General features: G+C 48.4%; 22 protein-coding genes. 10 read left to right on the plus strand and 12 right to left on the minus strand.

What is annotated here, in order from left to right; genetic code table 11:
* Positions 1–18 precede the first annotated feature (18 nt).
* The 4 genes from AC1S5B_RS06555 to AC1S5B_RS06570 all read right to left on the minus strand — a co-directional run bounded on the left by AC1S5B_RS06555 (position 19) and on the right by AC1S5B_RS06570 (position 3,538).
* The gene (locus AC1S5B_RS06555; RefSeq protein ID WP_482034877.1) at positions 19–1,488 is read right to left on the minus strand and encodes a WG repeat-containing protein; all 1,470 of its coding nucleotides are present in this window, start codon (positions 1,486–1,488) and stop codon (positions 19–21) included.
* Between the two features lie 98 nt (positions 1,489–1,586).
* Positions 1,587–2,021 carry a hypothetical protein gene (locus AC1S5B_RS06560; protein ID WP_482034878.1) on the minus strand — a complete coding sequence of 145 codons (435 nt, stop codon included), beginning with the start codon at positions 2,019–2,021 and terminating at the stop codon, positions 1,587–1,589.
* 10 nt (positions 2,022–2,031) lie between these two features.
* A complete protein-coding gene (locus tag AC1S5B_RS06565) occupies positions 2,032–2,295 on the minus strand; it encodes a hypothetical protein (protein WP_482034879.1) in 264 nt (87 codons plus the stop codon).
* A gap of 67 nt (positions 2,296–2,362) precedes the next feature.
* Entirely contained in the window at positions 2,363–3,538 is a 1,176-nt protein-coding gene (locus AC1S5B_RS06570) for an FHA domain-containing protein (protein WP_482034880.1), read from the minus strand.
* 254 nt (positions 3,539–3,792) lie between these two features.
* Here AC1S5B_RS06570 and AC1S5B_RS06575 point away from each other — a divergent pair, with 254 nt between their 5' ends.
* Together AC1S5B_RS06575 and AC1S5B_RS06580 are read left to right on the plus strand one after the other, a co-directional pair.
* Positions 3,793–5,502, plus strand: coding sequence for an IMS domain-containing protein (locus AC1S5B_RS06575; RefSeq protein WP_482034881.1), 1,710 nt, complete (start codon positions 3,793–3,795; stop codon positions 5,500–5,502).
* Between the two features lie 11 nt (positions 5,503–5,513).
* Positions 5,514–6,725 (plus strand): serine hydrolase, encoded by a 1,212-nt coding sequence (locus AC1S5B_RS06580; RefSeq protein WP_482034882.1) that lies wholly within the window; start codon positions 5,514–5,516, stop codon positions 6,723–6,725.
* 246 nt (positions 6,726–6,971) lie between these two features.
* On the opposite strand, the gene AC1S5B_RS06585 is transcribed toward AC1S5B_RS06580, so the two are convergent.
* From AC1S5B_RS06585 to AC1S5B_RS06595, 3 genes are all read right to left on the minus strand, one after another.
* The gene (locus tag AC1S5B_RS06585; protein WP_482034883.1) at positions 6,972–7,904 is read right to left on the minus strand and encodes an Rpn family recombination-promoting nuclease/putative transposase; all 933 of its coding nucleotides are present in this window, start codon (positions 7,902–7,904) and stop codon (positions 6,972–6,974) included.
* Between the two features lie 82 nt (positions 7,905–7,986).
* Positions 7,987–8,490: a hypothetical protein gene (locus AC1S5B_RS06590; RefSeq protein WP_482034884.1), complete on the minus strand. Its 504-nt coding sequence runs from the start codon at positions 8,488–8,490 to the stop codon at positions 7,987–7,989.
* 15 nt (positions 8,491–8,505) lie between these two features.
* Complete coding sequence (locus AC1S5B_RS06595; RefSeq protein ID WP_482034885.1) at positions 8,506–9,648, minus strand: hypothetical protein; 1,143 nt, start codon at positions 9,646–9,648, stop codon at positions 8,506–8,508.
* A gap of 510 nt (positions 9,649–10,158) precedes the next feature.
* On the opposite strand from AC1S5B_RS06595, the gene AC1S5B_RS06600 reads away from it, so the two are divergent.
* From AC1S5B_RS06600 to AC1S5B_RS06630, 7 genes are all read left to right on the plus strand, one after another.
* Positions 10,159–10,854: a hypothetical protein gene (locus AC1S5B_RS06600; RefSeq protein WP_482034886.1), complete on the plus strand. Its 696-nt coding sequence runs from the start codon at positions 10,159–10,161 to the stop codon at positions 10,852–10,854.
* The gene (mobF, locus tag AC1S5B_RS06605; RefSeq protein ID WP_482034887.1) at positions 10,835–12,568 is read left to right on the plus strand and encodes a MobF family relaxase; all 1,734 of its coding nucleotides are present in this window, start codon (positions 10,835–10,837) and stop codon (positions 12,566–12,568) included. Before AC1S5B_RS06600 ends, mobF begins: the two co-directional genes overlap by 20 nt.
* Positions 12,568–13,581 (plus strand): hypothetical protein, encoded by a 1,014-nt coding sequence (locus AC1S5B_RS06610; RefSeq protein ID WP_482034888.1) that lies wholly within the window; start codon positions 12,568–12,570, stop codon positions 13,579–13,581. The genes mobF and AC1S5B_RS06610 overlap by 1 nt, the downstream gene beginning before the upstream one ends.
* 88 nt (positions 13,582–13,669) lie before the next feature.
* On the plus strand, positions 13,670–14,233 hold the full coding sequence (locus AC1S5B_RS06615) for a hypothetical protein (RefSeq protein ID WP_482034889.1): 564 nt from the start codon (positions 13,670–13,672) through the stop codon (positions 14,231–14,233).
* Entirely contained in the window at positions 14,230–14,781 is a 552-nt protein-coding gene (locus tag AC1S5B_RS06620) for a thermonuclease family protein (RefSeq protein WP_482034890.1), read from the plus strand. Before AC1S5B_RS06615 ends, AC1S5B_RS06620 begins: the two co-directional genes overlap by 4 nt.
* Positions 14,778–15,335, plus strand: coding sequence for a signal peptidase I (gene lepB / locus AC1S5B_RS06625; RefSeq protein WP_482034891.1), 558 nt, complete (start codon positions 14,778–14,780; stop codon positions 15,333–15,335). The genes AC1S5B_RS06620 and lepB overlap by 4 nt, the downstream gene beginning before the upstream one ends.
* 328 nt (positions 15,336–15,663) lie before the next feature.
* Entirely contained in the window at positions 15,664–19,647 is a 3,984-nt protein-coding gene (locus tag AC1S5B_RS06630; protein WP_482034892.1) for a CHAT domain-containing protein, read from the plus strand.
* A gap of 26 nt (positions 19,648–19,673) precedes the next feature.
* Here AC1S5B_RS06630 and AC1S5B_RS06635 read toward each other — a convergent pair whose 3' ends face one another.
* The 5 genes from AC1S5B_RS06635 to AC1S5B_RS06655 all read right to left on the minus strand — a co-directional run bounded on the left by AC1S5B_RS06635 (position 19,674) and on the right by AC1S5B_RS06655 (position 25,064).
* Positions 19,674–20,558, minus strand: coding sequence for a DUF928 domain-containing protein (locus tag AC1S5B_RS06635; protein ID WP_482034893.1), 885 nt, complete (start codon positions 20,556–20,558; stop codon positions 19,674–19,676).
* Positions 20,559–20,608: 50 nt separating this feature from the next.
* The gene (locus AC1S5B_RS06640) at positions 20,609–22,510 is read right to left on the minus strand and encodes a CHASE2 domain-containing protein (protein WP_482034894.1); all 1,902 of its coding nucleotides are present in this window, start codon (positions 22,508–22,510) and stop codon (positions 20,609–20,611) included.
* Positions 22,507–22,827: a CU044_2847 family protein gene (locus AC1S5B_RS06645; protein WP_482034895.1), complete on the minus strand. Its 321-nt coding sequence runs from the start codon at positions 22,825–22,827 to the stop codon at positions 22,507–22,509. The genes AC1S5B_RS06640 and AC1S5B_RS06645 overlap by 4 nt, the downstream gene beginning before the upstream one ends.
* A gap of 354 nt (positions 22,828–23,181) precedes the next feature.
* Positions 23,182–24,360 carry a sensor histidine kinase gene (locus tag AC1S5B_RS06650; RefSeq protein WP_482034896.1) on the minus strand — a complete coding sequence of 393 codons (1,179 nt, stop codon included), beginning with the start codon at positions 24,358–24,360 and terminating at the stop codon, positions 23,182–23,184.
* A complete protein-coding gene (locus tag AC1S5B_RS06655; protein ID WP_482034897.1) occupies positions 24,357–25,064 on the minus strand; it encodes a response regulator transcription factor in 708 nt (235 codons plus the stop codon). The genes AC1S5B_RS06650 and AC1S5B_RS06655 overlap by 4 nt, the downstream gene beginning before the upstream one ends.
* Before the next feature lie 261 nt (positions 25,065–25,325).
* Here AC1S5B_RS06655 and AC1S5B_RS06660 point away from each other — a divergent pair, with 261 nt between their 5' ends.
* On the plus strand, positions 25,326–26,078 hold the full coding sequence (locus AC1S5B_RS06660) for a hypothetical protein (protein ID WP_482034898.1): 753 nt from the start codon (positions 25,326–25,328) through the stop codon (positions 26,076–26,078).
* Positions 26,079–26,141 lie beyond the last annotated feature (63 nt).

A 26,141-nucleotide genomic window follows, 5' to 3' on the forward strand; every position in this document is an offset into this window, starting at 1 on the left:
CGATGGATTCAAGCATAGTCAAAGTTTGCTGGAGTTAGTGGCGCACTGAAACTGACCCTTTTTAAGCTGAGGGGCGTTAGGTGGCTGTTGCGAGGGTTGATTGGATTGGCAAATCACCGTTGCTGAAGTGGCAGAGTTCGCCTGCGTGACGATCGCCACACTCCCGATATAGCTTTTCAACCCTTTCCGATTAGGGATTGCCGTCACTCTGGCGCGATCTTGCCCAATTAAGGTGAGGTCATAGGTGTATTCTTTGCCAGTCGGTGTGCCAATGCTCAAATCTGCCAGATTTGCCGTGAATTGGCTGCGAGCTTGGTAAAAGGCTTGCTGGGCGCGATTAATGCTGCCCAGAGTTGTTTTCGCAGTACTTTGAGCGGTCAACTGTTGGGGCGACAGGTCCTTTGCGTTTTGGGTCTGCCAGACCAATTTACCCGTACGATCAATGTAGCCGCTCTGAGCCTGCGAGACAAACGCCAAGCCATTGGTAAAATCTGAGGCACTGTCATATTGGGGATTGATCATAATTTTGCCTGCTTTATCGATATAGCCCCAGCGATTCCCAAACTGGCTGGCAGCCAGCCCCTCTGAGAATCCGCGCACCGCCTCAAATTGTGGCGCGATCGCAAGTTTGCCAGAGGTATCAATAAAGCCCCAATGTTTGCCCACTCGTACCGCTGTTAACCCCTCCGCAAAGCCCACCCAGCCATACGCTTCGGGCGTGATTTGGAGTTCATCAAACTGGGGAGAAATCACAGTCTTACCCGTCTTGTCAATAAAGCCCCACTTCTCATTGACACGAATTGGCGCGATGCCTTGAGAAAACTTCGATGCATCTTCAAATTGTGGTGTGATGATGATTTTTCCAGAGGAATCAATATAACCAACCTTGCCATTTAAAATAATCATTGCCAGCCCATCCGAAAAGACTCCAACGGCATCAAATTGAGGGTTAATCGCAAACTTGCCTGCCCGATCGATGTAGCCCCAGCGATCGCCCAATTTGACGGGGGCAACCCCTTCAGAAAAACGGCTGAAGCTACTGCCCTGTTCCGCAGGCAAGGTAAAAACGACGCGCCCTGTTGCGTCGATATAGCTAACTGTTTCCTTACTCACAACTGCCGCAATACCATCGGAAAATGGCGTGGCTAAATCGTACTGTGGCTGGATCACAAACTTTCCTGTTGCGTCGATATAGCCCCAGTGGTTTTTCACCTTCACGGCTGCTAAACCATCCGCAAAAGCGTGGGATTGCTCAGTGGTGTCAAATTGTGGTGAAATCACCATTTGCCCAGACTGATCCATATAACCCATCTTTTGCCCGCTATAAACCACAAAGCGGGATGGTTTGTTCAGTATCAATCCCGTCAATGAGGGCAGTTTCCCTGTTGCTGCAACCAATCCTAACCCCGCCAGAGCACAGACGCTCACAGCCCCGATCGCGATCGCAATGGCTTGATAGCGAGGCACCTTGAATTGAGGTAATGACATTTTCATAGCGGTGATTTGATGGATGTTTGATGGTTATTCGATGGTTGGATAATCATGAGATGAATGTGCTGAACTTGGAGGCAAACGCAAGCTTCAAGTTAAGGCGATTGTATGAGTTGTTGGATCGTGGCAAGGTGCGATCGTGCCCTGTCATGACCTGGTTTCAGCCGCAGCACCTCTCGCAACGCAATTGCCGCGCCGCGATAATCACTCACGTTGGCTTTGGCAATGCCCAAACCATACAACGCATCCACATTGTGGGGTTGCTGCTGCACCCATTGCTCCCAGTAGTAGGCGGATCTGGGATAATCACCGATTTCTTCAGCGAATTCTGCCCCCAACCGCACCACGTCAGCCTGCAACTGGAGATAGCGTGATTGGTAGCTGGGATCAGTCTGCACAACCGCATAGGCAAGTTGCAGCGACTGATTAAAGTGCCCCAATTGAAGCTGTAGTGCTGCCGCTTGCCATAGATCCTGATGGGTCAACGGCTGATCGATCGAATGCTGAAACGAGAGGATAGGAGACTTCATCACTCATCCCCTAACGCCGAAACACCTGTGTACCTGCCGAAGTTCGCGTCAAAATCTGCTGGATCTGGTCTTCTGTATAACTATCCGCCTGCAACAACGGTTTCAACGCCGCCTCTACCTGCTTAGATACCATCTCATCCAGTTTTTTCGCATCTGCTAAATCCAGTGGTGGAACGGTTCCAGCTCTCCCATCTCGCCGTGTCCAAAGAAAAAGCAACATCAACGGGATAAATATTGAACTCAAGGAACCGATCATTCCAGTTAAAAAATTCATCTGTTGTTATTCCTTACAATGTTTGTGTGAACTGGTCATCGATAGCTACTTACTGCCGCCGTAACTGCTAGCGCATATAGCGATTCACTGTCGCTGCTGCTGCAAACATACTTAACACCCAAAGCGTTGGTAGAACCATCAAACTCATAACCAGCAGAGCATTGGCTTTTTTCGGCAAAATGCCCAGTGCGCCTATAATTGTCGGAGTTGCCAGATAGACTTCTGCCCAAAGCAATAGTGGCATAATTACAAGAGCAAGATTGTTCGCCATCACATTAGTAAGGGCGAGTAGCAGCGAAACACTCAGCCAAAATACTAGCCCCACTTTTGGAGATGGCTCGAAGCGAGTGATCCAACCGATAAACAAATCAGTACCGTATTGCTCAATCAGCAAATAGGTTCTGACACGATGGTAGGAAGTCACGCAGAAATTTCGATAGTCGGCACTAGGGTTGTTGTTAGCCCGCTGTACAGCAAATAGTTCTACATCCCACAGCTTCTGATTGGTTGAATCATCAATGTGTGCATCGGTTAATTCTGCAATAAAACAATCAGTATCGTCATAGCGCTGCAATTGTCCAACTTTGTCTTGAATGGTTGCTGTTACGGTTTCAACTGATCCTTGAAAGTCAGGAATGATATATCCATCAAAGGAACTGAGTCCTCCTTCTATTGAGTTACGACGAATCCACGGCGTTTCACGGAAGCCAGTCAGCAAGCCAAAACGGGTTGCCAAGCCAGCCTGGGTTGAGGGCAATTTACTCAGCTGTTGATCCACAAATTCTTTCCAAGTCAAAACCGCCAGTCTACCTTGTCTAGAATTGCTGAGGCGTACTGTGGAAACTCGTGCTTGGGTAGGAAGTTCCTGGGTACTGTAATTATAGGTGCTACCGTTAGACAGTGGAGTGTAGAGCGGTGGACTGGCAGGCATTCCAGCCGCGACCGCTGCAAATTCTGGTGTGGCAACCAACACAAGATTGCTGGCAATGCTAATGCGAGTCTGTGCCGTAATCGCAGCCTGGATGATCGGCTGTCCATTAATCACGGTGCCGCTGCTGCCCAGGTCTTCTACAGACCACTGATTGGCTACCGGATTAAAGCTGAGTTTGAAGTGCTGAGGCGCAACGCCGATGGTTTGCGCCAGGGAGATATCGCAGCCTTCGCCACTGCCAATGATGTAAGCACGACTGGGCTTGAGCGTCCAGGTTTGCCCAGTTTGTTCTAAAAAGAGTTTTAGCTGCATGGCGATTGTAGTTCTCTAGAGAAGCTTAATGAGCAATTAACAAACTCTCGACCCATTGCCCGGGAGCCTACGGAAACTGCTCTCCCGTCATAGCATTTACTTAAAATGGCTTTGCACCGGGGGAGTACGGAAAAGCTTAGGAAAAATAAAAAGCAAAGCCCGTGAATTTAGGCAAGTGGGTTAAGGGATCAGGAGGCTAGGATGACAGCGTTTAGGAAATTGTTCTCATCCATTGTTCTGATTACAACTGAGCCATGCAATTTGCTTTTGACCCGACCGTGAAAGCCACAGCAACGATCCGCGATCGCTACGAGATTCAGCAAGTTATCTACGAAGATGCCTTCCGTGCCACCTACTTAGTCGAGGATGTCACGTCTAGCGAAGCTTGCCTAGTGCAAAAGCTGACAGCAGATTCTGTTGTACGGGCAGCATCCTGCTACCAGGATGCACAGCCTAAATTGCAGCGTTGGCAAGCTCTACGGCATCCGCAAGTGCAGCAAGTGAAAGAAATCTTCTGTGACGGAGCTTCCATCTTTGTTGTGCAGAGCTATGTGGATGGTCAATCGATCGGCGAGTGGCTGCGATCGCGATCTCCCTTGACGGAAGCAGAATTGCTGCAATGGCTCTCAGAAGTGCTGCCAATTGTGGCAGATCTGCACCAGCAAGGCATCACTCACGGCAATCTTTCCCCCCGTAGCATTTTCGTGCGCCAGGTGGATCAACGTCCTGTGTTCACTCAATGCAAACAATTGCGCGATCTAATGATACAGATGGGCATCACTCCCATCGAACCAGAGTTTCTCGATCGAGTCAAACCCTTGTTTATAGGTTCTTTGCCTAATGGCACTCAAGAGGATTTGTATGCGATCGCCCTTACTGCCATCCTGCTGCTTACCGGGAAAGAGTTGCCTGATTTATGGAATACCCAAACTCAAACCTGGGATTGGGAAACCTACAAACTGGTCAGCGATGGCTTGAATCAAGTCCTCGCTCGAATGCTCTCCCCCCGTCCTGAAGAACGGTTCCCCACCGCAGACGCAGCCTTGCAAGCCCTCAATCAGCCCACTTCGGCTCCATCGATCGCGCCGCCACCCCTCTATCCTGGCGCTACAAGCGTTGCGACCGCGCCAGCCACACAGCAACCCGTCTACACAGCATCCCAGCCTGTTTCCTCCCCATCGACCCCGGTGGTTAGACCGCAGACGACACCATTCCAGTCATCAGAATCGCCAGATCAAAATAAAGGTTGGATGATTGGCTTGGGTGTGGGAATTTTTCTCACGCTCCTCGGCATTTTGGGAGTCGTGCTGTCACGGGGCAATGGACAGCCTCAACCTGTCGTTAGCTTTCCTAGCAGTAATGATTCTCCCACTGGATCAACCAACTCCAGCAATTCTGTCATCAATCCACCCAATTCCGCCAGCACGATTCAATCAGCTTTACCCAGTCAATCAGCCTTGCCAAATCCAGGGCGGTCAATTGCACCTTCAACCCTTCAACCCAACCAGTCACCCTCCAGCACACTACCAAACGCAAGCACACCACCGTCTGGTCAAGCGCCCAATCAGATTCCTGCTGCCAAATTAACTGAAGATGAAGCACTGAGCTTGGTGAGAAACTGGCTACAAGCAAAACGCGCTGTGTTTGCATCGCCCTTTGATCGGCAAGTCGCCGAGAAATTGACCACTGGGGTGCTGTATTACGACATTACCAAGCCAGGTGGCTCGATCGATTGGCTACAGGAAAATAATGCTTACTATCAATTTGGGACTCAAACTGTTAGCTCGACTGGAAAGTTCTCAGCAACGGGCGATCGCGCATCCATTGAAGTCAATGTAGCGGAAGATCGCACATTCTATGTCAATGGAAAAGTCGATCAATCGCAATCTAATTTTAAGACCAGCAAAAAGGTCTATATGCTTCAACTTGAGAATGGCACTTGGAAAATCTCAAACTACAAATAGTCCCCATTCTTATGTTGCATAAGTTCTTTAAATCGCAGCGCTGGGATTGGTCTACAGCGTTGATACCGACGGTGTTGGTGATGGCAGGCGGCATTATCACGCTTACCTATTGGCAACATTTACCTGCACCATTGCCAGGAGCTTATTTACAGCCGAGGATTGCACCCAAACCCGCTTCCTCACCGCAACTAAGCACTCAATCAGGGCGATCAGATCAGGCTGGAAATGCTCAATCCACTTCGATTTCACCAACACTTCAGCAACCCATACAGCCAGTGGGCGATCGCAACTATCCGCCCCTGACCCTATCCTATAACGTCACCAGTCTGCCACCATTTCAGCCCAGCCCAAGCCTGCAACGAGTGCTTGATAAAGTAGTCACTAAAATTAGTGCAAAGGGTTTACCGACCAAGTCTTTATCAATTAGCCTCATCGATTTAAAGCACCGTTCCTGTTGTGAGTACGCAGCATATCAAGACCAGCAGCCCAGGTTTCCAGCGAGTGTCTCTAAACTATTTTGGCTCGTTGGTTACTATGCTCAAATGGAAGCTGGAATTCTCACAAAGCATCCGCTTCCCGATCAAGAACTCTACAAGATGGCACATAAGTCTGACAATGAATCCGCCAGTCGTGTCATTGATTTAACTTCGGGTGCCGCATCTGGTTCCGAGATGAATGAAGAGGAATTGGGGATTTGGGCAGCCAAACGCAAATGGTTCAATCGTTACTTTGAGGCAGCAGGCTATCATTCTGTCAACGTGAGCCAAAAAAACTTTCCCATTCCATTTCTTCAACTCCAGCGTCCAACAGGGCGAGAGTTGCAAATGCGAGGGGATGGTAATGCGCCGATCCGCAACGCAATCACAACCTATGACACAGCTCGGCTGCTCTATGAAATCACTACAGAACAAGCTGTTTCGGCATCAGCCAGTCGCAAGATGAAAGAATTACTGCGACAAGATTTAGCTTCCGGCGATTGGAGACATGAAGAGTACAACAGTATTGAAGGCTTTTTAGGAGAATCCTTACCTCCAGAGACTGAGTTTATCTCTAAGGTGGGTTGGACAGGAACATCTCGTCAGGAAGCCGCCCTAATCACAAGTTTTGATGGCAACGCAAAGTATATCTTGGTAATTTTTGGCAATGATAAAGGCTATGGAGATGATTGGAAAATTTTCCCAAGTATCTCCCGGTTGGTTTTTGATGAACTGCGATCGAGATAAAGCCTAGAGCATCTCATCAAATAGGTGTCAAATCAGTCTAGGATGAATAACTCAAGTGAGTTGAATTAATCAAGGAAGGCTTGATTATAGTAACGGAAAAACTCGGGGCGTTAAGGCTGACAAGATTAGAGGGTAGGGATCGTAGAAACCATCTCGATTTTTATTTTCCGATCACGGAAGAGGTCATGTTCTAGACTTGTGGATCGACCGTGAGTGAGCCTGAAAAACGGGTTGTTCTTTCTGGGACTATTGGATTTTATCAGGGTGCTGCAACCAGATTTCTAAGTCAATAAAAGTTGAAAAATCTAGTAAGGCTTCGCCCAGGTTCTCTAGTTGAGTAATGGATAGCTTATCAATCTGCAACCTTACCACATCGGGCAATTCTCCCACGCGCCGCGCAAGCAAACGCAGAATTAGAGCTTTTTCGCGCTGCAATCCCTGCTCAATGCCCTGCTCCATCCAACTGGTGACAATCTGCATAACGACCTCCTGTTCTCGTCCTTCTAATTTACCAATTTCTGCTTGAAACACCTGCTCTTCTTGAGCATTTAGTCGCAGATAACTGTCTACAAAGCCTGAAATCAATTCAGTTCGAGCCGGATCTAGCCGCAAAGTTGCTAATAACCGCAGGCATTCTGCTTTGACCTTGGGGCGATCTCCTTGAGCAATTCGCATCTTTGCCATGAGTGCCGCAGCGACCGGATTTGGCTGGGTCAAATAATCGCGCCAGTTGAGCCGATTCAATTGGATGGGGAGGAAGTTAAACTCTAATACTTTCAAGTCATCAAACCCTACGCTGTAGCGATGGGACTCCTCCCGATAGGGTTCATCGAAGGAAAAGACGACAATCGGATAGATGCGCTGAAGGTATTTCTGGTGGAGTCGGGCGAAGTAGAAAAAGATGCGGCGGGTGAAATTAGCCTCAGTAGATGCTTGGTTTTCCACATGTATCAAGAAACTAGCATCTTCGCCTGCCAGACGCACTTCTGCCAACAGGTCAATCACCTGCTTTTCGCCAACGGTCAGGTCAGCAAAATATTCTTGGGGCAAGAATGCCACGGAATTTCGGTCAATTGAGTCGGCAACGTGGGGCAGAAACAGTTCTAAGAACTCAATGAAGAACGTCGATAAAAGTTGTTTGAAAAGTTCATCGTGATTCATGCGATCTGTCCGTGCCACTGCTACTCATCGGATGCTCTAACGTATCATCAAGAGGATCTGATTGCTCAGTTTTTGAGTAGCGATCGCTAACAGAGCTTCATTAAACCAAATCGCCGAGCAAATCTTCATCGTCTGCAAAAATCATCTCATCGCTTGCTTCTGCTGAAGGGATAGACTCAAATGACGTAGGAGATGTAGAAGTAGGCGCAGGTGCTGTGGCTCCAACCGTGTGACCCAGACCAGTAAATTGTTGAATTCGACTGAGAAGTACAGTGATCAACGTTTCTACATCGATCATAGGTCGAGTCATGGGCGATGGAATGTTGAAGTCATCACAAATTGTTTGGATCTGACGCTGCAATGACCCAACTGACATTTGAGCCGCTTCCTGGACTGTTTGCGAATCTGCCTTTTGCGCTCTCAACGCATAGGGCTTCCAGAATGCCAACAGTGCGTCGGTTGCTCGTTGTTTTCCTTCCCGTTGTGAAAAGGTTTTGGACAAATTTCCGTTCAGGTAGGCAAAGATGGTCGCTAGAATCGTTCCAGACTCAACCTGGCAGATGAACTTGGAGCGTAATCGTCCAGTTTTGCTAGCTGCAGGCATAATTTTTGCTCCTTCCTAACCTCGACGAACTTTACCTGCAAGTGCTTGAGCCAAACCATAGGCATCAGCAAACCGCATTGGACGCGCCAGATCGCCGTGAGCGTTGCGGGTTTCTTCCGCTAACGTCAATAATCGTCCACCGTTCGCATCCGCAAAGTACAGGTTCTCCGCCAGTCCCAAATCTGCAAAGTAGTCGCGCAGTTCCGATCGCAGCACATGAGCAACCCCGCCTCCGATCACAATATCGGTTTGGTTCGTTCCAACCAGCAGATCGATCAGATTATCCCGACAAAATGCTTCTAATCGCTTCATCTCGCCCTGCCTGATTGCTGCAACGGCTACGCCAAAATCCTTCAATCCACCTTCCACTTTTGAAAGCTGTTGAGCATTATCAGTCGTCAGTGCTGCCAGCAGGGAGTTGTAATCGGTTTCTCGAATTCCTGTTGCCGATGCATCTGCCTTGAAGCAATTCCAGAAGCCGAGAGTATCACTGGTTTGCGACAGATTGGCGTTGAGCTTACCGCCCTCGTAGACCAATACCGACAGATTCCGGTGTCCCATCATTAGGACGACGACTCGCCGGGTGTAAGACATTGCGATCGCCCCTTCCCTTTCCTTCCGATGCAGCAGATAAAGTCCCGTTCCTTCCGGGTAAAACGAAGGAGCGATCGCAAACTGCTGTTGCCGACCACAGAACACAAACTCCTGACCGATTTCCCCAAGCTTGGTAGCTACGTCATTGCGATAGCGAAACTCGTTCAGTGGCAATGCCAGGGAGACGACTGCTTTGTAGTTCTTGACTCCCGCTTGAACCGCTGCTAAACCTAAAGCCGCCGCAACTTGATACGCCGCGATCCGCACTTTGTCTGCGGCAAAGCTGGAGCCATACCCGATCGCCGAGTTGCCGACTAAAACAGTGCAATCTCCTACCCTTAGCCAAGCAGCTTCTGCCAAGTCACCTGCCGCATCGAACTTACGCAGGGTTGTATCGCTGACTCCTTCCACCACATCGGAGCCGAGCCAGAGGGGTTGAAACTCTCGATCCTGCCACCAATAAAGAAACTTGCAGGCAGACTTGCCAAGGTCGCCTGCTAAATACAGAGTTGGTTTGCGATGCTCCAGAGATGGAGCCGAAGAAACGGTTGAAAAGCTGACCATTGCTTAATCCTGCGCTTGATGGAACTCGAATGGAACCCGAATGGAACTTGCTTGCAGGCAAAGGATAGACATGGGTAATCAATGGAACTCAATTGGAACCCAACAGGAGAATGAAACACCAGAAATATCTATGCCGTAGACCTTTGCCCAATCAACACTACCTACCTTAAAGAATTGACCTGACCAGGATATGACTGCGATCGCACCGTTACCTGACTACTAACAAGGGCAAATTGTGAGTCTTCAGTCAGATCATCGTCAGATGCGAGTCAGATCAGGTGTATATCGTGTGGGGCTACAAGATAACAGTTGCCCCTGGATGCAGTTGCACCTAGATGCAGTTGCTCGTCCTTTGCCCTCCACACCTAACGCCCTCAATTTTGAGATGCGGATGCTCCCAGGTGCTGCATCTCTGAGTAACTCGCAGCATCTCTCAATTGCTCATGGATGCTCGTAGCTACTTTCCTCAGATGCTCTCAGCTATTTTCAGATGCTCAGTTCTCAAACTCTATGTCCAATCAAGATTCCAAGAGATATTACATCACCCTTTCCAAGGAGGAGGTTGCTGAGGTGGAAGGGCAAGCAGAGCAACAACAAATCCCAGTTGCTCATGTTGTCAGAAATCGTTATCGGCAACAGGTGCAGTCGCAGAAGCATTCTGGTGCTGAGGCGAATTCTCATTCTGCTCAAAGCATCTCTGAGCAACCCTCTAGATCACCAGATAGCTCTCAAAAGCTACCCATAATGCCCGAAGCAACAATTGATCCTCTAATAATGGAGCAATTTTCCAACCAGATGACGCGGGTGGAAGCCCAATTGGATGAACTGAGACTGGAAGTGCGTCAACTGGTTGAAGAGGGCATTCCGACTCAACCCACGATCGAGCCTCAACTCCGCGCATCCCTCCAACCGCTCTATGCTCGACTCCAGCAAACAGAAACGCAAATGTCTGAAGTAGGCAAGCTACTCGTTCAAGTTGTCGAACGATTGGCAGAGATTAGCCAGGTAATGGGCAGCGATCGCGCTCAATCAGCGCTGCAATTTCAACGCCTGGAAGCCTTTCTGGAGGTTGTCCATCTCCTAAATGAACGCCAGCTTATTGCCCTGACTCCCGCAGAAATGAGAGTACAAGAGCAAGACTTTATGAACGAAGTTCACACTCAATTGCAACAATATCTGGAAGGTGATGGTCGTCTCAATCGTTAATGTCACCCCAAATCATGGGAGTCGCTACTACACCCAGGAAGGAAACCGCACCGACAAAGAGCAACAGCAAGCCTCCAATTGGTATGGCAAGTTGACAAAAGTGTTGGAAGTAGAGGGGCAGGTGAATTCTAATGCCCTGATTCACTTGCTACACGGGCGTACTCCAACAGGTGAACTACTGTTGAATAAAACTCGATTGCACAGTTGGCAGCAAAACGCTCGATCAAAAGGTGAAGAAATCCCTTTAGAACGGGCTGGGATTGATCTGACGACCAGTGCGCCTAAGTCAATCAGCATTCAAGCTTTGGTTTTCGGTGACAGTCGATTAGAGGAAGCCCACCGACAGGCAACCGAGCAAATGCTGTCGGTTTTGGAGGATCGCTATGCACTCACGCGATTAACGAAAGACAAGCAACGGCAGAAAATTCTCACCGGACAACTGGCGATCGCTCAGTTTCATCACGAAAGCAGGAGGGCACTTGACCCCCAACTCCATACCCACAACCTGATCCTCAACCTCCAGCAACGACCCGATGGCAGGTGGCAGAGCCTTGATAACGAGGCAATCTATCGAGCAAAAATGCTGTTGGGGAAAATTTACCGCAATGAATTGGCGCTCCAGATTCAAGCATTGGGGTATGGCATTCAAGTAACAAATTCCCGACATGGGCTGTGGGAGTTGGATGGGTTTTCTTCCAGTCAGATGGGTCAGTTCAGCAAACGTGCCCAGCAGATTGAGACGGTCGCCGGAGCGGATGCCAGTAGCCGCAAAAAAGCCTGGATCACCTTCACATCGGGTAGGCAGGAGAAGCAATCTGTTCCCTGGTCAACGCTAGTAAAACGATGGCAGCAGGAAGCTTTGCAATCAGAAATTGAACCAATTCAAACAGCACAGGCAATCCAACCAACCAGTCTCATGCCTCAAACTGCGGTACAAGCCGCGATCGACCAAATCACTGAGCCTGTTTTTCGACGAGAGGAGATCGAACATCTTGCCCTGCTGCCGCCGGGACAAACCAGCATCACCGCGATCGACGCTGCGATCGACCATCACCCCAGCCTAATTCTTTGCTCCAACACTCAGGGGCAACGTCGTTATACCAAAGGAGTTCACGATGTACTTCCAGAAATGCGGGAGAGAGCCAAGTACCAACCCCCAACCTTGCTGAAACAGCCCTCAGCTACAGCAGCACCCAATTCAGCCAATCCACCGACTCAACCTACAACCCCAACACCCTTATTCGTTTCCGCGACAAACTCCGGGCAACTGTCGCCGACTTCCAGCACCGAACCGCTGGAGGACATCTGGCAGGAATGGAAATCGGAGCAACTCAACTTAGCGACAGCATCTCAGATCGAGGAGTTGAACCGCTGGGTCAAGCCGATACCCAGAGCGATGTTTTTGCTTCGACGGAAACTGGAAGACCAGAGCCGGAGACTGGAAGCGATGGACGTTCACTTAATGACGGTGTTGCAGGAGATCGAAGCATCCACGGAAATTGTGCAACCGAACAGATCGAACCTTTTACAACAGAATCAAGCGCGATCGCAGCCGATGACGACTGGGAACTGGAACGCTCTCGGCATTAAGGCACTAGAAGTCTTTCTAACCGTTGGAGTCACGGTACTGCTCCTACAGATTAGTTTGCCGCTTTGGTTCAGAGTATCTAGCCCTCAACAGTTTCCAGTTGAGCAACAGAAAGGAGGTAAATAATGTCCAACTTGCAAGAACAAGGAGAAAGAGCCGCTCAAATTCGCCCGATTCTAGAGCGTACCTTTGCCCTAGCACAATCTTGGGGAATGGTGGAGCAGTCAGGTGATGAGTTGCACTACCAGGGGCAAGAACACACGCTGATTTACAACCCACAATCCGATCGATTTTTGATGGTCAATCAGGATGGCTCCTGGCAGCTATCTTGGCATGAGCAATTATTTCTCGCTAAAAGTAGCGAGGAGATCACAGACCAACAGTTTGAGGAATTTCAGGAATTGGGGCAGTGGCTCGATACGCAGGATGCTCCTCAGGCTGCCGCTTCTGGAGTTGAGGTTCCTGATAGCACCGCTCGACTGTTTGAACAATATGCCAGTCAGGGTGAAGCCACTTTCAAACTTGCCGTCGAGAGTACTGAAGATTTCTACCGGGTGCAGGTGGACAACATTGTTTACCTATTCAGCCAAGATTCTGCGACGGGAGACTACGACCTGAAACGCGAGGATGGGATGGGATTAACTACGGCTGATCTGAATGCTTGGGCATCGGTTGATCTGTGGCTGGACGAACTTGAAGCGCGATCGCCCATTCCTAACTCCTCAAAAACACCAGACTGGGAACTGCAAACGCAATTAGCAAGCCAATTACTTTCCAATGCGGAATTCATTCTGGCGTTTCGGCACGACTTTGAAGCGATCGAGTACGACCAGGCACAGCAAAGCTACATCATCGGTTTGGATGACTACAGTATTGGCTACAATCCGACAGAAGATACGCTTTGGGTGCAGCGAGGCACGGAGCAGTTAGCATCTACCAGTCCGCAGCACTTGGACGAAGATTCACAGACATTGACCCACTTATACGGTGTCGGAAGCATCACTCCAACAGACATTTATCGCTTTCAGGAGTGGACAACCTGGTTGCGGCTTAAACAGGATGAGTTGCTGCGACAGCAGGGTATGGAAGAATCTGACCCGCCAGAGCAAAATCGGTCGGATCACGATTTCGAGCGGTAGTCAGATCACCGTGCGATCTCTGCCATACGAGAGTCAGATTGATTGCATAAGGTGAAGCCGTTAACCACCATTTGCATTTGTTATCGCTATGACCCAACAACTTCCAATTGATAACTTACTCAACACCTTGCTGAGTGAAACTGTTTTTGGCAAAGACCTGAGTGAAAACGATAAAACGACGGTTAAAGAAATGGTGCAAGCTCTGACTAGAGAGATAAATGACGAATTGATCCAGCAGCCTGATATAGATAATTCCGAGTTTGTTACCAACGATGATGCGATTGCTCAACTTGACGCGATGTTAAGCGAGTTGGGTGTTGACCCCAAAGTACTTTCTCCAGATGTAACTTTGGATGACTTGTTTGACCAGCAGAGTGATTCCACACTGATTGACGCTCTCAGTGATCATGTAGATTCTGCTTATAGCCTGATTGAGGTATTGTCCACTCGTCCAAGTACACGGCAATCGCTAGATGAACTGCGACGGGTGGAGTTACATCTGACTGCGGCAGAAATCGGAGTTTCAGATTTGCAGCAAATTCTGGAAGGAAGCAGGCAAAGTCAGCCCACTCAGCATTCCTTGCGTCAGCGTGTAAAAGCGGTGTTGCTCAAAGAGTTCAACTTCATAAATAGACTGGTTCAATGGGTATGAAGTTACACTATGCGGTTTTATTTGGAACCATGTTGCTATTGCCGTTGGGAATAAAGTTGGGAGTTCCGGCTCTGCTAATGAAAGGAGAGCAAATGGGATTGCTGCAAGTGTTCACCAAGACCCAGGCTTCTTCTCCCTACACAGTGGAGGAGATCGCCTTCAAGTCCAACCTGACGCTTACGGTTCGCACTCCAGAAAAGTCTGTTATTAAAGTTCGACTGATCGGGCTTCAGGCAGCCAATCAGCGATGGCAGAGTCAGTCAGCGGGAGCGATCGCACTGCTGCTGAAAGCATCAAATGCACAAGTCGCTTTTCTCAACACTCAGCCGATTAAACCAGGAGAAATCGCGGCGATCGTCGCGTTACCAAACGGCACTTTGCTGCAAGAGATTCTACTGGCGGATGGGCTAGCAAAGCTAGATCCTACTCAACTCCCACACCTGCCTCAACAAACTACCCAAGGGCTACAACAAGCGCAAGCCAAAGCCAAAGCCCAACGCAAAAACGCTTGGGGAGAAAACCATACTCGTCTCGTCACTCAACCATGACTATCCTTCAACCTGCTCCTATCAACCGTCGTTCTAATCGTAATGAATGGTGGGAAGCGACCAAAACTGCTGTTTGTGGATTGTTGCTTGCTGCTGGAGTTCACACTTTTGTTGCTGAAGTCCGTTACATTCCCTCTGAGTCGATGGTTCCGACTTTGCAGGTGGGCGATCGCCTGATTGTGGAGAAGCTGAGCTACCGCCTGCATCCACCGAAACGGGGAGACATCGTGGTGTTCAAGGCTCCACCGGAATTGAAGGCAAGAAACCTCAATGATGACATGATCAAACGAGTAATTGGAGTTCCCGGTGATGTCGTTGCAATCAGTAGAGGAACGGTTTTCATCAACGGACAGGAAGTCACTCAACCATACGTGCAAAATTCTGCCGATTACAGCTATGGACCTGTTAAAGTTCCAGCAGACTCCTATTTCGTTTTAGGCGATAACCGCAATCACAGCTACGATTCGCACATATGGGGTTTTGTACCCCAACAAAATATTGTGGGACATGCTTTATTTCGGTTTTACCCTTTACGCAAGAGCGGAGTGGAATGATGGTTGGGGTATCGGTTCAAAGTTCTCAAGTATCAGATCGTCTCACTCCTCAAGAACAAAGTATGAGTTTTTAACCATATAGCAATTAAGGGCTGCCGTTAATGAGGGTTAGATTTGGAAGCGCCTACTTTGGCGGGTCATGCATCATTGAGTTGTTGAATACCCCAGAAATTGTAAAGAACGACTATGACAGAATACGTATGACAAATTGCAAGATGAGATTCAGTCTTCCTCACAAGAAGCGCTAAACCTCTAGCCTTGTCGCTATTTGGTTGTATCTTTTTTGTCTGTGTGATAGACAAAAGACAAGGTTATTGGAATACGTCCTATGTCAGATCATTGGTTGCAGTTTGTTCGCCGTGGTTTTCCCCCTACTGCAATGTTACTGATATTGATTGGACAAGCACTTCCAACTTGTGGGCAAGAGACAAAACCAATACCTGCCAATGAACCCCAAGCTAAGCCAAGCCCGGTGCCCAGCAACTCTCTATCGCCTAAGAAAGACGACGAGAAAGAAGAGGGAAAAGACGCGCGGGTACTCGTTGGTGAGGTGTTGATTAAGGGAGCCGATCAAGCCCTGCAAGACGAGGTGTATGGAGTCATTAAAACTCAACCTGGGCGTACCACAACCCGCTCCCAACTTCAAGAAGATATTAATGCCATCTTTGCAACTGGCTTTTTCTCAAACGTTAAGGCGGTGCCTGAAGACACGCCTTTAGGAGTGCGTGTTACGTTTGAAGTGCAGGTTAATCCAGTTTTGCAAGCCATTAAAGTTGAAGGCAACCGGGTTTTGCCAGAGAAAATTCTGACAGAAACCTTCAGTGACCAATATGGTCAAGTGTTGAACTTGAATCGCCTTCAAGACGGTATCAAAAAAGTCAACGAATGGTATCAAAAGAACGGTTATGTTCTGGCACAGGTTTTAGATTCTCCAGCAGTTTCCCCCGAAGGGATTGTTACCTTACAGGTAGCTGAGGGTGAAGTTGAAGGAATTAGAGTTCGCTTCATTAACAAAGACGGGGATGATAAAGATGCCAAAGGTAATCCGATTCGGGGACGCACTCGCGATTTTATTGTTACCCGCGAATTTCAAACAAAACCTGGAGACATACTCAACAGAGCAATTGTCGAGCAAGATTTGCAGCGTGCCTTTGGGCTAGGCTTTTTTGAAGACGTGCGCCTATCACTCCAGCCCAGCGAAACTGACCCTAGAAAAGTGGTGGTGGTTGCGAATGTGGCGGAGGCTGAAGATGAGGCAGAATGGCTGTTTAATACAGCGAACCGATTAAGTCAGAAAAATACAAATGATTCAAAACAGCAAGCGATCGCAAACTATCAAAAGCTATTGCAATTGCATCGAACGCGGAAAGACAAAAAGAATGAAGCGATTCTACTACACCGAATTGCGGCAGTTTACGCTGACTTAGGAAAGTATGACCAGGCACTCGATTTTTACAATCAATCTCTGAGTCTGGCTAGAGCCATCCCTCTACCTGGGCTAGAGGTCATGACATTGAGTGATATTGGCAACACCTATTACGAACAAGAAAATTACTCCCGGTCTTTTGATTGGTACGGTGAGGCACTTCAACTGGCGCAATCCTTAGAAAACATCTCTATAGAAGAGATAGATGGCAGTTTTGTATTTTCAAGCGGACAATCTTTGAGACGGGGTAGGTTTCTCAATATGTATTTTTCACCTGCAAGCGTTAAGAGGACGGCTAGTTCATTTGCTATTAGAGATACTTTAAAACCCTCGATCCAGTTTAAGTTAGGTGAGTTATATCAACGCCTGGGAGACTATCCCCAATCTCTGATTTTGTTTCAATCTGCGTTACCGAAATGGGAAATGCTGGCAGCAAAGGACAAGGAAAACGCCTTGGTTTATAAGTTGCCGGAAGTCTTTAACTTGGCTTATCTTGCCAGTGTGTATGGGGATCTTGGGGACGAAGGTCAAGCCTTGATTTACCGGAACGAAGCCACACAACGCTTTCTGAAATACTCGGACACATTGAAACAGCAGGGCGGTGGCGATCAGCTACTCGCTTTTTTTGGCACGATGTTAGACACTGCTTCTAGCATTGACGGGGTAGAGGAGAAAAAATTCGACAATTCAATGCAGAAATTCTTTAAATCTTTCTCTACGGTAGAAACATCAGCATTAATTTCAGTTGGCATTGGCGATCGCTATGCTGAGCGAGGTGAGGATGCCCAGGCGTTCAAGGTCTATGAGCAGGCGTTGGCTGAACTGAAAAACCTAAAGAATCCAACCGATAAGCCAATCGCATTGCAAGCTCAAGTTAAGGTGCTGAATGGAATGGGAAAGGTTTATGGCAAGAGTGCATCGCAGCAAACCGCGATCGAGTTTCATCAACAGGCGTTGAAGGTGTTGCAAACTTCAGATTCATCCGCTCAGATTCCTGTTCTGCAAGCAGAAACGCTCAATTTATTAGGAAAAGCTTATTTCAGAGCCAAACAATTTCCACAAGCGCGCAACGCTTACACACAGGCGATCGCAGTAAGCACTACAGCAAAAGACTTAGCCAAAATTGCAGAGTCGCTGTTGGGCATGGCAGAAATTGAACGGGCATTGAAAAACTTCGCCAAAGCGCAGACGCACATTGAAGCAGCCTTGACACAACTTGAAGTGGCAGCCCTAACACGCCTTAAACCTCAACCTCTGCAACCCGCAACACAACCTGGTTCTTCCGTTGATACGTCTACTGATCCAAAGGGACAACCGACGTTCAGCATCAGCGCAAAATCTCAGCCCAATACCCGCGTTACTGTGAGCGATGCTACAGGCAACTTCAACTCCTACAAAGACTCGACCGCCTTGCTGGCTGCTAATCGAAACTACTACGAGGTTTATATTGACCTATTGATGGAACGCTATCGCCAAACCGGAGTCAAGCAGTACGAAACTCAGGCATTTCTGGTAAGTGAACGTGCCAAAGCTCAAAGCCTGCGGGTAATGCTGGGACAGCGAGATCGCTCCAATGATTCAAGTTCTCGCGTCCTAGCAGCACCTGCTTCACTGCAAGAGATTCAGGCGACTTTAGATAATGATACGATTTTGCTGGAATTTTTCCTGGGTAAGCAGCGCAGCTATCTGTGGGCAGTTACGAAAAATGGCATTTCGAGCTATGTTCTGCCATCGCAAGCCCAGATTGATCTAGTATCTCGACAGTTCTATGAGTATCTGACCAATCCGAGCTTGCGGGTCAGACCGAACAGTACTGCCCAAACGGGGATGGAGCTTAGTCAATTAATTTTAGGCGGCGCGGCGGCACCGAAGCTAGCGGGTAAAAAGCGGATTTTAGTGGTAAGCGATGGGGGCTTGCAATACATTCCCTTTAGTGCGCTGCCGATGCGCCTGGCTGAAGTTGATAGCAATACGCCAAACTTGGCAAGCTTGGTAGACCCGCTATTGATTCGGCACGAAGTTGTGAATCTTCCCTCTGCTTCTACCTTGATTGCCATTCGCCAAAACCGAGCAAAGCGGACTGCACCCACTAAAACTCTGACAGTATTGGCAGACCCAATTTTTGGTCGAGAGGATGAGCGCATAGGGGTAGTCCCAACGAAACAACTGTTCATGGGGGCTGCTGATGTGGAGCAGTTTTATCCACGCTTGCCCGGAACCCAATTACAAGCCGAGCAAATTTTGGCATTGGTGCCTGAAGCGCAGCGATCGCAAAAATTCGGGTTTGATGCTAGTCGTCAGACTGCCCTCAGTCCAGACTTAGGACAGTATAAGATTATTCATTTTGCTACCCACGGCATTTTAGACAGCCAGCGCCCTGAGCGATCGGGAATGATTTTATCGATGGTGAATCAACAGGGTGAACTTCAACGCAGTTTGCTTTCCCCTCCCGATATATTCAACACGCTGAAGCTTTCAGCGGATTTGGTGGTTCTTAGCGGTTGTCGTACAGGTCTGGGAACAGGAACAAACAATGAATATCTTGACAGACAAAATACCTATGAAGTGGGCATTGGATTTACTATACCTATTTCAACAAATGTCAAAAAGAATCTGACATTTAACGGTGAAGGAGTGGTTGGACTGACAGGTAGTTTTCTCTATGCTGGAGCCGATCGCGTTGTAGCAAGCTTATGGAGCGTCGAAGAAAAGGCAACCAGTGATTTAATGGTGCGGTTTTACACCAACATGCTGAATGGACGCGATGGCAAAAACCTGACTCCTGCGGCAGCGCTGCGGGAAGCCCAACTATCGATGTGGAAAGCCCGTAGATGGGAGTCTCCCTATGACTGGGCTGGTTTTGTTTTACAAGGCGAATGGCGCTAGCAGAAAAAATAGATTTAGATCGGTCTTTAAATTGGTCTAATCGGTCCAAGACGAATGGGAGGTTGTTCATCTTGTGGGAGCAATAAAACATTAGGTTTTGTAATCGGTTCATCCCTTAATTCATTTAACCCAGCCGAGTTTAAAACGCTCAGCCAATCCTGAATGATCCGATCACTGGGATTGGTGAGACGTGCATTGGCTAAAGTTGTGAGTGCCTCATACCACACGCCACTTTGGGCATACAGGATAAACCGTTCACTAGGAAGCGTGGTTTGCTGCAACTGGTTTTGCATAGTAGCGCTCAAGGTAACCCGCTGAATCCAACCATTCACTGTGACATCGCCCGATCGATTACTGGGATCGCAGATTATAGAGAAGACCCAGCGATATTGTTTACCGACTTGCAGCGGAGGAATCTTTTCTGGAGCTTGAAAACCAATAATTCCCGGTGCTGCCGTGAGAGTAACCGTGGTTGAAAACATATTCGCTTCGTTCTGATCAATCAACACAAATTCTGCCAACCGTCGTGATTTAGCTGCATAGGGCACGTAGAACCAAAATGTAGGATGGTCACTCACTGTTACTCCCATGGGAATTTCCTCCACCGTTGAGCCATTCCGGTTGGCAGGCACTAAAGCGGTCAAAGGCTGCTTATCCACTGGAACTGGGGGACAAATTCCTTGAGTCGCACCCCCTTGCCTCCGTCCAGACGGTGCCCCACGATTGGCAGTCTTGGGTGGGAAGAACAACCACTTCAATCGATCCATCACGCTTTGCGCCATTAGGGTGTGATTACTCGCTGGTTGAGGTTGTGCTTGCAGCGGCGCAGCATTTCCTGGACCGTTAATCAGGAAGAAAAAGGTAGCGATAACGGTGATCCGTTGCTGGAGAGATTGCTTACGATGAGTCATGACAGCGGCGGTTCCATATCTCACACCTGAATACTTGCACAGAAAAGGCACTAGGATTTTTCTCCAGTGTATGTGATAATTCTAACCGCGATCGCACTCACTCCCAACGCCAGAACTGGGGGAACAAACGGCAACCACCCACTCAAAGACGTTAAGCTTACGAAGCAGACCAGACATAGGATGCTCAGTGCACCTCCTACCGCAAGACTCAAGGATTTAATGGTACGAAATCGCCAGACTAAGATGCCACCCACCATCGACCAACCCACAATCCAAGTTACCTCCATTAGTTGAGACCAGACCCAGAGCAACGGTCTTTCTCCTGACACCGCACTTAAAAGCTGACTGATCATTTGTGCGTGGACGAATACACCTGGGATTTCTTCCTGATAAGGAGTGAGCCAATCATCTCTCTGTTCTGGAGCTACCCCACCGATCAAGACGATCCGATTTTTGAGGGTCTGAAACGGCACATCGCGCTTGAGAAAGTTTTGCAGAGTAACTGTTTCGGCAATATTGCGGGGTGATCCTTGAACACTACGATAATTCAATAAAATCTGATGTCCCAGTGCATCGACTCCTTGGTATCCGCCGGTATAAGCTTCTACCGGGGTTAGCATAGTGCCTTTAAGCGAGGCGGTGGAGGCAATATCGGGTTCGGTCTCTAAATAGCTGGCGGCGAGTCGAAAGCTAAAAGCATAAGGTGTTAAACAGGTCGGTTGCCGTCCTTCTAAGTTCATTTCTAGGAGATGCCGACGAACCACTTTGTCAGGATCTGGCACAAAGTCGCTAAAGCCAACCCGCTGTTGCAGTTGCTTTTTGGGAATTTCTGGAGGTGCAGCCACTCCAGCGGGGTCGCCAGCTTTCGGATCAGGAACTTTGCAAACGGTTATTAGGCGTTGATCCGTTTGCAACCGTTTGCCTAACGTTTGTTGGTAAGGTGCTGAGACTGAACGTTTACGGTAAATATCTGTCCCGATGACTTTGGGTTGATAGACATCTAATGTCTCTAGCAATTTCAACCATGCTCCGTCTGATAAAGACACTTGGGCATCCAGATCTGTTTGATCCACTGCAATGATCAACAGGCGTTTATCCCGTTCTGGGCTATCTGGGCGCGATCGCATCAGTTGATCAAATGCCCATAATTCAATAGGCTGCAACCATCCCATGAAGCGAACGCCGATGACTAAAAAGACAATAATGCCGCTGGTGCGAAGGGCGGTGTGGAGGTTGCGATTCGCGAAATGATCTCTACGGGAATCGCCCAGTAGCAACCGATGCATTCGTTCCAACCACGGTTGCTTTGGCAGCAGTATTGGCACTCCCTGAAGGCTTTCCCTCAAGGCGATCGGCATATCTGTCCAAATGCGCTCTAATTCACGAATCGAAATCGCCTGCCCACGTTTCCCAGTTTCCATACTATGGGTTGCCACACCCAGAACAACCCCATTTTTGTCGATCACGGGAGAACCACTGCACCCTGGTTCGAGTTTGTCAGGTGCACCGACCTCGGTAATCTCCAGATCCCAGGTTTGGGCAAAATTGGCAGCTTTTCCCGCAATGCCTGTTTCTTTGCCTAAGCATCCCTGCAAAACACGATATTGCTTACTCTCCTGCTTCGTCGTACCAAAAGTCCGAAACCCTGCCGTTGTAAAGGGGCTACCTTCTTGCCCGATTGCACCCAGTTTGAGCGGTTGGGCGTTTAGCAAGCCATCCACCCGCAAAACGGCTAAATCAATATCGGAACGGTTACCCACCGCAACCACATTGGCATCCACGCCGCTTGCTTTAACGGCATCCACACCGCCCACATCTTCAACCACATGGGCACAAGTCAACAGATAGGTTGTCTGTTCCTCGCGATAAATCACAAAGCCAGTGCCAAATCCAGTTTCCTCGGGCTTTTTGCTGGAAATGACAACAATGGCATCACTTAACCTAGCATTCATTGAATTTGACTCTTGGGTTTCAGGACTAGCTTTACGGTTAAATTAGCACCTGCTTTTGATTTGGTGATGTAGAGATTCCCTTCGCCTTCAAAGCTCAGCCCAATCTGCACTTCCGCCTGTTCAATGTCCATCTCCTGATTAATTTCAGCCCAGGCGGCTGCGATCGGGCGGCAAGTTCTCACCAAAATTGGGTGGATCTTGTCAAAGGTTTCGTTCACCTTTTCAGCCAATCCGCCTGAAATCGGCTGCGCTTGTTCAGGTGACACTTCCACCTCAACCAAGGTGCCATCATCTAGCTGAATTAATTTCGTTGCCATTTTCTTTTTTTAGGAAAACATTGTTTTAAGGATATACCGAATAATTAACACATCTGGTAGTAGCAAAATTTCAATGCGTGGATTTAATGTGAAACGATTATTTGTGTACTTGATGCGAGATCTTTAAAAGTCAAAATGTAGTTTTTGTTCAATGCTGTTATTTCGTTCTAACTTCTCACTTCCTATCTGTCGAAATAAGAATAGAGAAAATTATGGAGTAAGAAGTTTGATAAAAAGAGCTTTAGAAACTGAGGAAAGCTAGAGATTTCAGGGATCGTAGCAATTACATACATAGTTGACTAGGGGATGGAGCTATTAAAGCTCCATCCCTTAAAGCAAGTCTCCTTGTTAAGGCTATTGATCAACTCTTGTTAGTTGTTTTATCTCGGTCTTACCACTCGTCACCGTACATTTCTCAGCTAGTGGTAATGAGAAGCGGAACGTGCTGCCCTGCCCTACTTGGCTCTCCACTTCGATCGCGCCTCCCATCACCTCCACCAATCGTTTTGTAATCGCCAGCCCAATGCCACTACCGTCGTGACGAAGATGGCGAGAGTCTTTGGAGCGCCAAAATCGTTCAAATACATGCGGAAGATCCGCTTTAGAGATACCGATTCCCGTATCTTTAACTGCAATCCATAGGTCATCGTCAACTACCTCCACCTGTACTGTCACCGCTCCTTCTGGTGTGTAGGTCAAAGCGTTATTGATCAAGTTATTCAAAATTCGCCTGAAGCGATCGGGGTCAGCAAAAACTTGAGGCAGTTCGGCAGGATAGTCTAGCTCTAAAGTGCAGTTGTTCTGCCACTTTCTTGCTTTAAAGATGCGAACCACCCGTCGAATCAGCGGGTAAGGGGAAACCGCCTGCAATCGCAGAGGCATTCCTCCCGATTCTATTTTGGACAAGGTTACCAGGTCTTCCAGTAGCCGACTCATCCTCGCAGTTTCCTCAAGCAACTCTTTCCAGATGTCTGAAGAAATCGGAATGACACCGGACTCCAGCATCTCAACATAGGCTTGGATGATGGTTAGCGGAGTGCCCAATTCGTGAGCCAGATCGCCAACAAGCTGTTGCCGCCGTTCTTCCAATCCTTGCAAGTGATTCGCTACACTGTTCAGGGTCAAACCCAATTGGTGAATCTCAGGAATGTTGCTGGGTGGAACACGGGCAGCCATATCGCCGGAATTAAACCGTTTGGCTGCCTGGTCAATCTGACGGAGAGGACGCAAGATGGAATGAGTCAGACCCAGACTTAACCCGCTGACTCCAATGAGAGTTGCACCGAGGGCAAATGCCGTCCCCTGATCGTTGATCCGATCAAACAGAGCGATCGCATCTAGGGAAAAGGTTTGAATATCGGGGTTGGGAACCTTTCCTTCACTACTCTCCTTGCTTTGGTAACGCGACTCTAGGCGAGAAACCTGCTTAGGAAACTGTTTTGATTTATAACCATGTCCGATCGTTGCTGCACCGACTAATCCAACTACTAGAACCAGCAGATTGGTCAGCCATAGTCGTAGATGTAGATTCATTTGTCCTCAAATTTGTAGCCTACGCTCGTTACTGTTTTGATGAAGCGATCGCGCTGCTGGTTAGGGCTGATTTTCATACGCAACCGCCCAATGTAAGTGTCGATCGCTCGATCTTCACCCGCGTAATCTATGCCCGATATCGTCTCTAGAAGCTCCGCCCGCTCCCAAACTCTTCCAGGACGGCTTGCCATCAAGAAAAGCAGTTCAAATTCGAGCGTGGTTAAATGCACCTCTTCAAGTTCCCCATCCTCCATTCTCTCCACCAAAACTTCCCGCTTTTCACGGTCAATCAAAAAGTGGGGAGTTTCGATATGACTTTGCTGAGGCTGCTGCCGCCGTGAAGCGCGTCGTGTCACCGCCCGGACTCGGACGGTTAATTCTTTAGTATTAAACGGCTTGGGAATATAGTCATCCGCCCCCGTAGAATAGCCAATGATGCGGTCAACCTCCGTTCCCCTCGCCGTCAGCATCACAATAAAGGGGTCTTTTTGAGTTTTAGACTGCCGAATTTGAGAGCAAACCTCCAATCCATCAATATTAGGCAACTCCAGATCCAGCACGACTACCTCAGGCTGATGCTGTTTGAACTGGCGCAACCCATCCTCACCGTCATAGGCAACAGTACAGTTAAATCCTTCAGCTTCTAAACTAGAGCGCACTGCAAAAGCGATTTTGCGCTCATCTTCAATCACTAGAACGTTCATGAATCAAACAAATGTGTCGAGAACTACAGTGGTAAATTGTGAAACGTATGTACCAGGTGAATTCAGATATCTATTCTGCTTACTCTTTTGAAGAATTGCCAAAAGAAAAAAGAGCTTATTGACATTAAGGCAACTTTTTTCCACAGTCAGATTTCTGTTCGATCGCAGTCATACGAGCGTCAGATCTGCTCTTTACTCTCTATTTCAGTTGAGTAGTTCAATTCCTACCTCAACTTTCACCAAACCACTTGAGAGTAATCCATGACGATTCATATAACTGAGCTTCTTGCTAACCCTGAGACCACATCCCAAATCGCCTTTGAGCAGGAATTTGCACGACGCGCTTTGGAGTTATCGCCGACCATTGCCGCTCCTCTAACGATCTCCCAACCTCAACGCCAAAAAGCGTCCAGTGTTCGTTCCTTGCTATCACGCTGGTTCTCCACAGAGTTCCGTACAAAGCTCCGCAAGCTTGCTCCCTGGCTGGTTTCTGGCGGTATTCTGGGACTGAACTTGGTACTCCATGCACCCACCTTTGTAGTCGGTTCTCTGATTGCAGGTTTAACTGTTCAGGTGGTTAAAACCATCATTCGCAGTAACGAACAGTGCCAACGCCTATGGAAGTGGCTGCTGAAGAAAGCAAATCTGAGCGAGAAAAAGATGCCCTGGCTAACGGCTGGGTTTGCTGGGGGAGCGTGGATGAGCGCCGCCCTGCCCTCTCAAGCGGCATTCTTCGTTCAGGCTGAACAATACCTCCAGCAAATTCTGGCTGTTGGAGCGGCTTCTGGTGCAACAGCCCTGGTTCCGTTGCTGTTTGGCGTTCTGCGCGTCATTTTTGTCATCTACATCGGGGTTGCCTTGGTGCGCGTTGTTAACGGCTTTCGCAACGATGAAGATTGGTCTACCGCTGCCCGTATTCCTCTCATCGTCGTGCTCTGCGTTGTGATTGGCGATGCGCTCAGCACACTGATTGTGCAAGGTGCAAACGGCGGCGGTGGCGCTGTCGCTCCCTAACCCTGATTGACAAAACTGTTTTGGGAAAGAGGGAGTTCCTCTTTCCCTTTCTCCCTCTTAATT

The sequence above is a fragment of the Leptolyngbya sp. CALU 1928 genome (assembly GCF_056784215.1).

Bases quoted from the DNA above. Each gene is read 5' to 3' on its own strand.
- AC1S5B_RS06555 (WP_482034877.1), bottom strand. From the start codon at position 1,488: ATGTCATTACCTCAATTCAAGGTGCCTCGCTATCAAGCCATTGCGATC.
- AC1S5B_RS06560 (WP_482034878.1), bottom strand. From the start codon at position 2,021: ATGAAGTCTCCTATCCTCTCGTTTCAGCATTCGATCGATCAGCCGTTG.
- AC1S5B_RS06565 (WP_482034879.1), bottom strand. From the start codon at position 2,295: ATGAATTTTTTAACTGGAATGATCGGTTCCTTGAGTTCAATATTTATC.
- AC1S5B_RS06570 (WP_482034880.1), bottom strand. From the start codon at position 3,538: ATGCAGCTAAAACTCTTTTTAGAACAAACTGGGCAAACCTGGACGCTC.
- AC1S5B_RS06575 (WP_482034881.1), top strand. From the start codon at position 3,793: ATGCAATTTGCTTTTGACCCGACCGTGAAAGCCACAGCAACGATCCGC.
- AC1S5B_RS06580 (WP_482034882.1), top strand. From the start codon at position 5,514: ATGTTGCATAAGTTCTTTAAATCGCAGCGCTGGGATTGGTCTACAGCG.
- AC1S5B_RS06590 (WP_482034884.1), bottom strand. From the start codon at position 8,490: ATGCCTGCAGCTAGCAAAACTGGACGATTACGCTCCAAGTTCATCTGC.
- AC1S5B_RS06595 (WP_482034885.1), bottom strand. From the start codon at position 9,648: ATGGTCAGCTTTTCAACCGTTTCTTCGGCTCCATCTCTGGAGCATCGC.
- AC1S5B_RS06600 (WP_482034886.1), top strand. From the start codon at position 10,159: ATGTCCAATCAAGATTCCAAGAGATATTACATCACCCTTTCCAAGGAG.
- mobF (WP_482034887.1), top strand. From the start codon at position 10,835: ATGGTCGTCTCAATCGTTAATGTCACCCCAAATCATGGGAGTCGCTAC.
- AC1S5B_RS06610 (WP_482034888.1), top strand. From the start codon at position 12,568: ATGTCCAACTTGCAAGAACAAGGAGAAAGAGCCGCTCAAATTCGCCCG.
- AC1S5B_RS06615 (WP_482034889.1), top strand. From the start codon at position 13,670: ATGACCCAACAACTTCCAATTGATAACTTACTCAACACCTTGCTGAGT.
- AC1S5B_RS06620 (WP_482034890.1), top strand. From the start codon at position 14,230: ATGAAGTTACACTATGCGGTTTTATTTGGAACCATGTTGCTATTGCCG.
- lepB (WP_482034891.1), top strand. From the start codon at position 14,778: ATGACTATCCTTCAACCTGCTCCTATCAACCGTCGTTCTAATCGTAAT.
- AC1S5B_RS06630 (WP_482034892.1), top strand. From the start codon at position 15,664: ATGTCAGATCATTGGTTGCAGTTTGTTCGCCGTGGTTTTCCCCCTACT.
- AC1S5B_RS06635 (WP_482034893.1), bottom strand. From the start codon at position 20,558: ATGACTCATCGTAAGCAATCTCTCCAGCAACGGATCACCGTTATCGCT.
- AC1S5B_RS06640 (WP_482034894.1), bottom strand. From the start codon at position 22,510: ATGAATGCTAGGTTAAGTGATGCCATTGTTGTCATTTCCAGCAAAAAG.
- AC1S5B_RS06645 (WP_482034895.1), bottom strand. From the start codon at position 22,827: ATGGCAACGAAATTAATTCAGCTAGATGATGGCACCTTGGTTGAGGTG.
- AC1S5B_RS06650 (WP_482034896.1), bottom strand. From the start codon at position 24,360: ATGAATCTACATCTACGACTATGGCTGACCAATCTGCTGGTTCTAGTA.
- AC1S5B_RS06655 (WP_482034897.1), bottom strand. From the start codon at position 25,064: ATGAACGTTCTAGTGATTGAAGATGAGCGCAAAATCGCTTTTGCAGTG.
- AC1S5B_RS06660 (WP_482034898.1), top strand. From the start codon at position 25,326: ATGACGATTCATATAACTGAGCTTCTTGCTAACCCTGAGACCACATCC.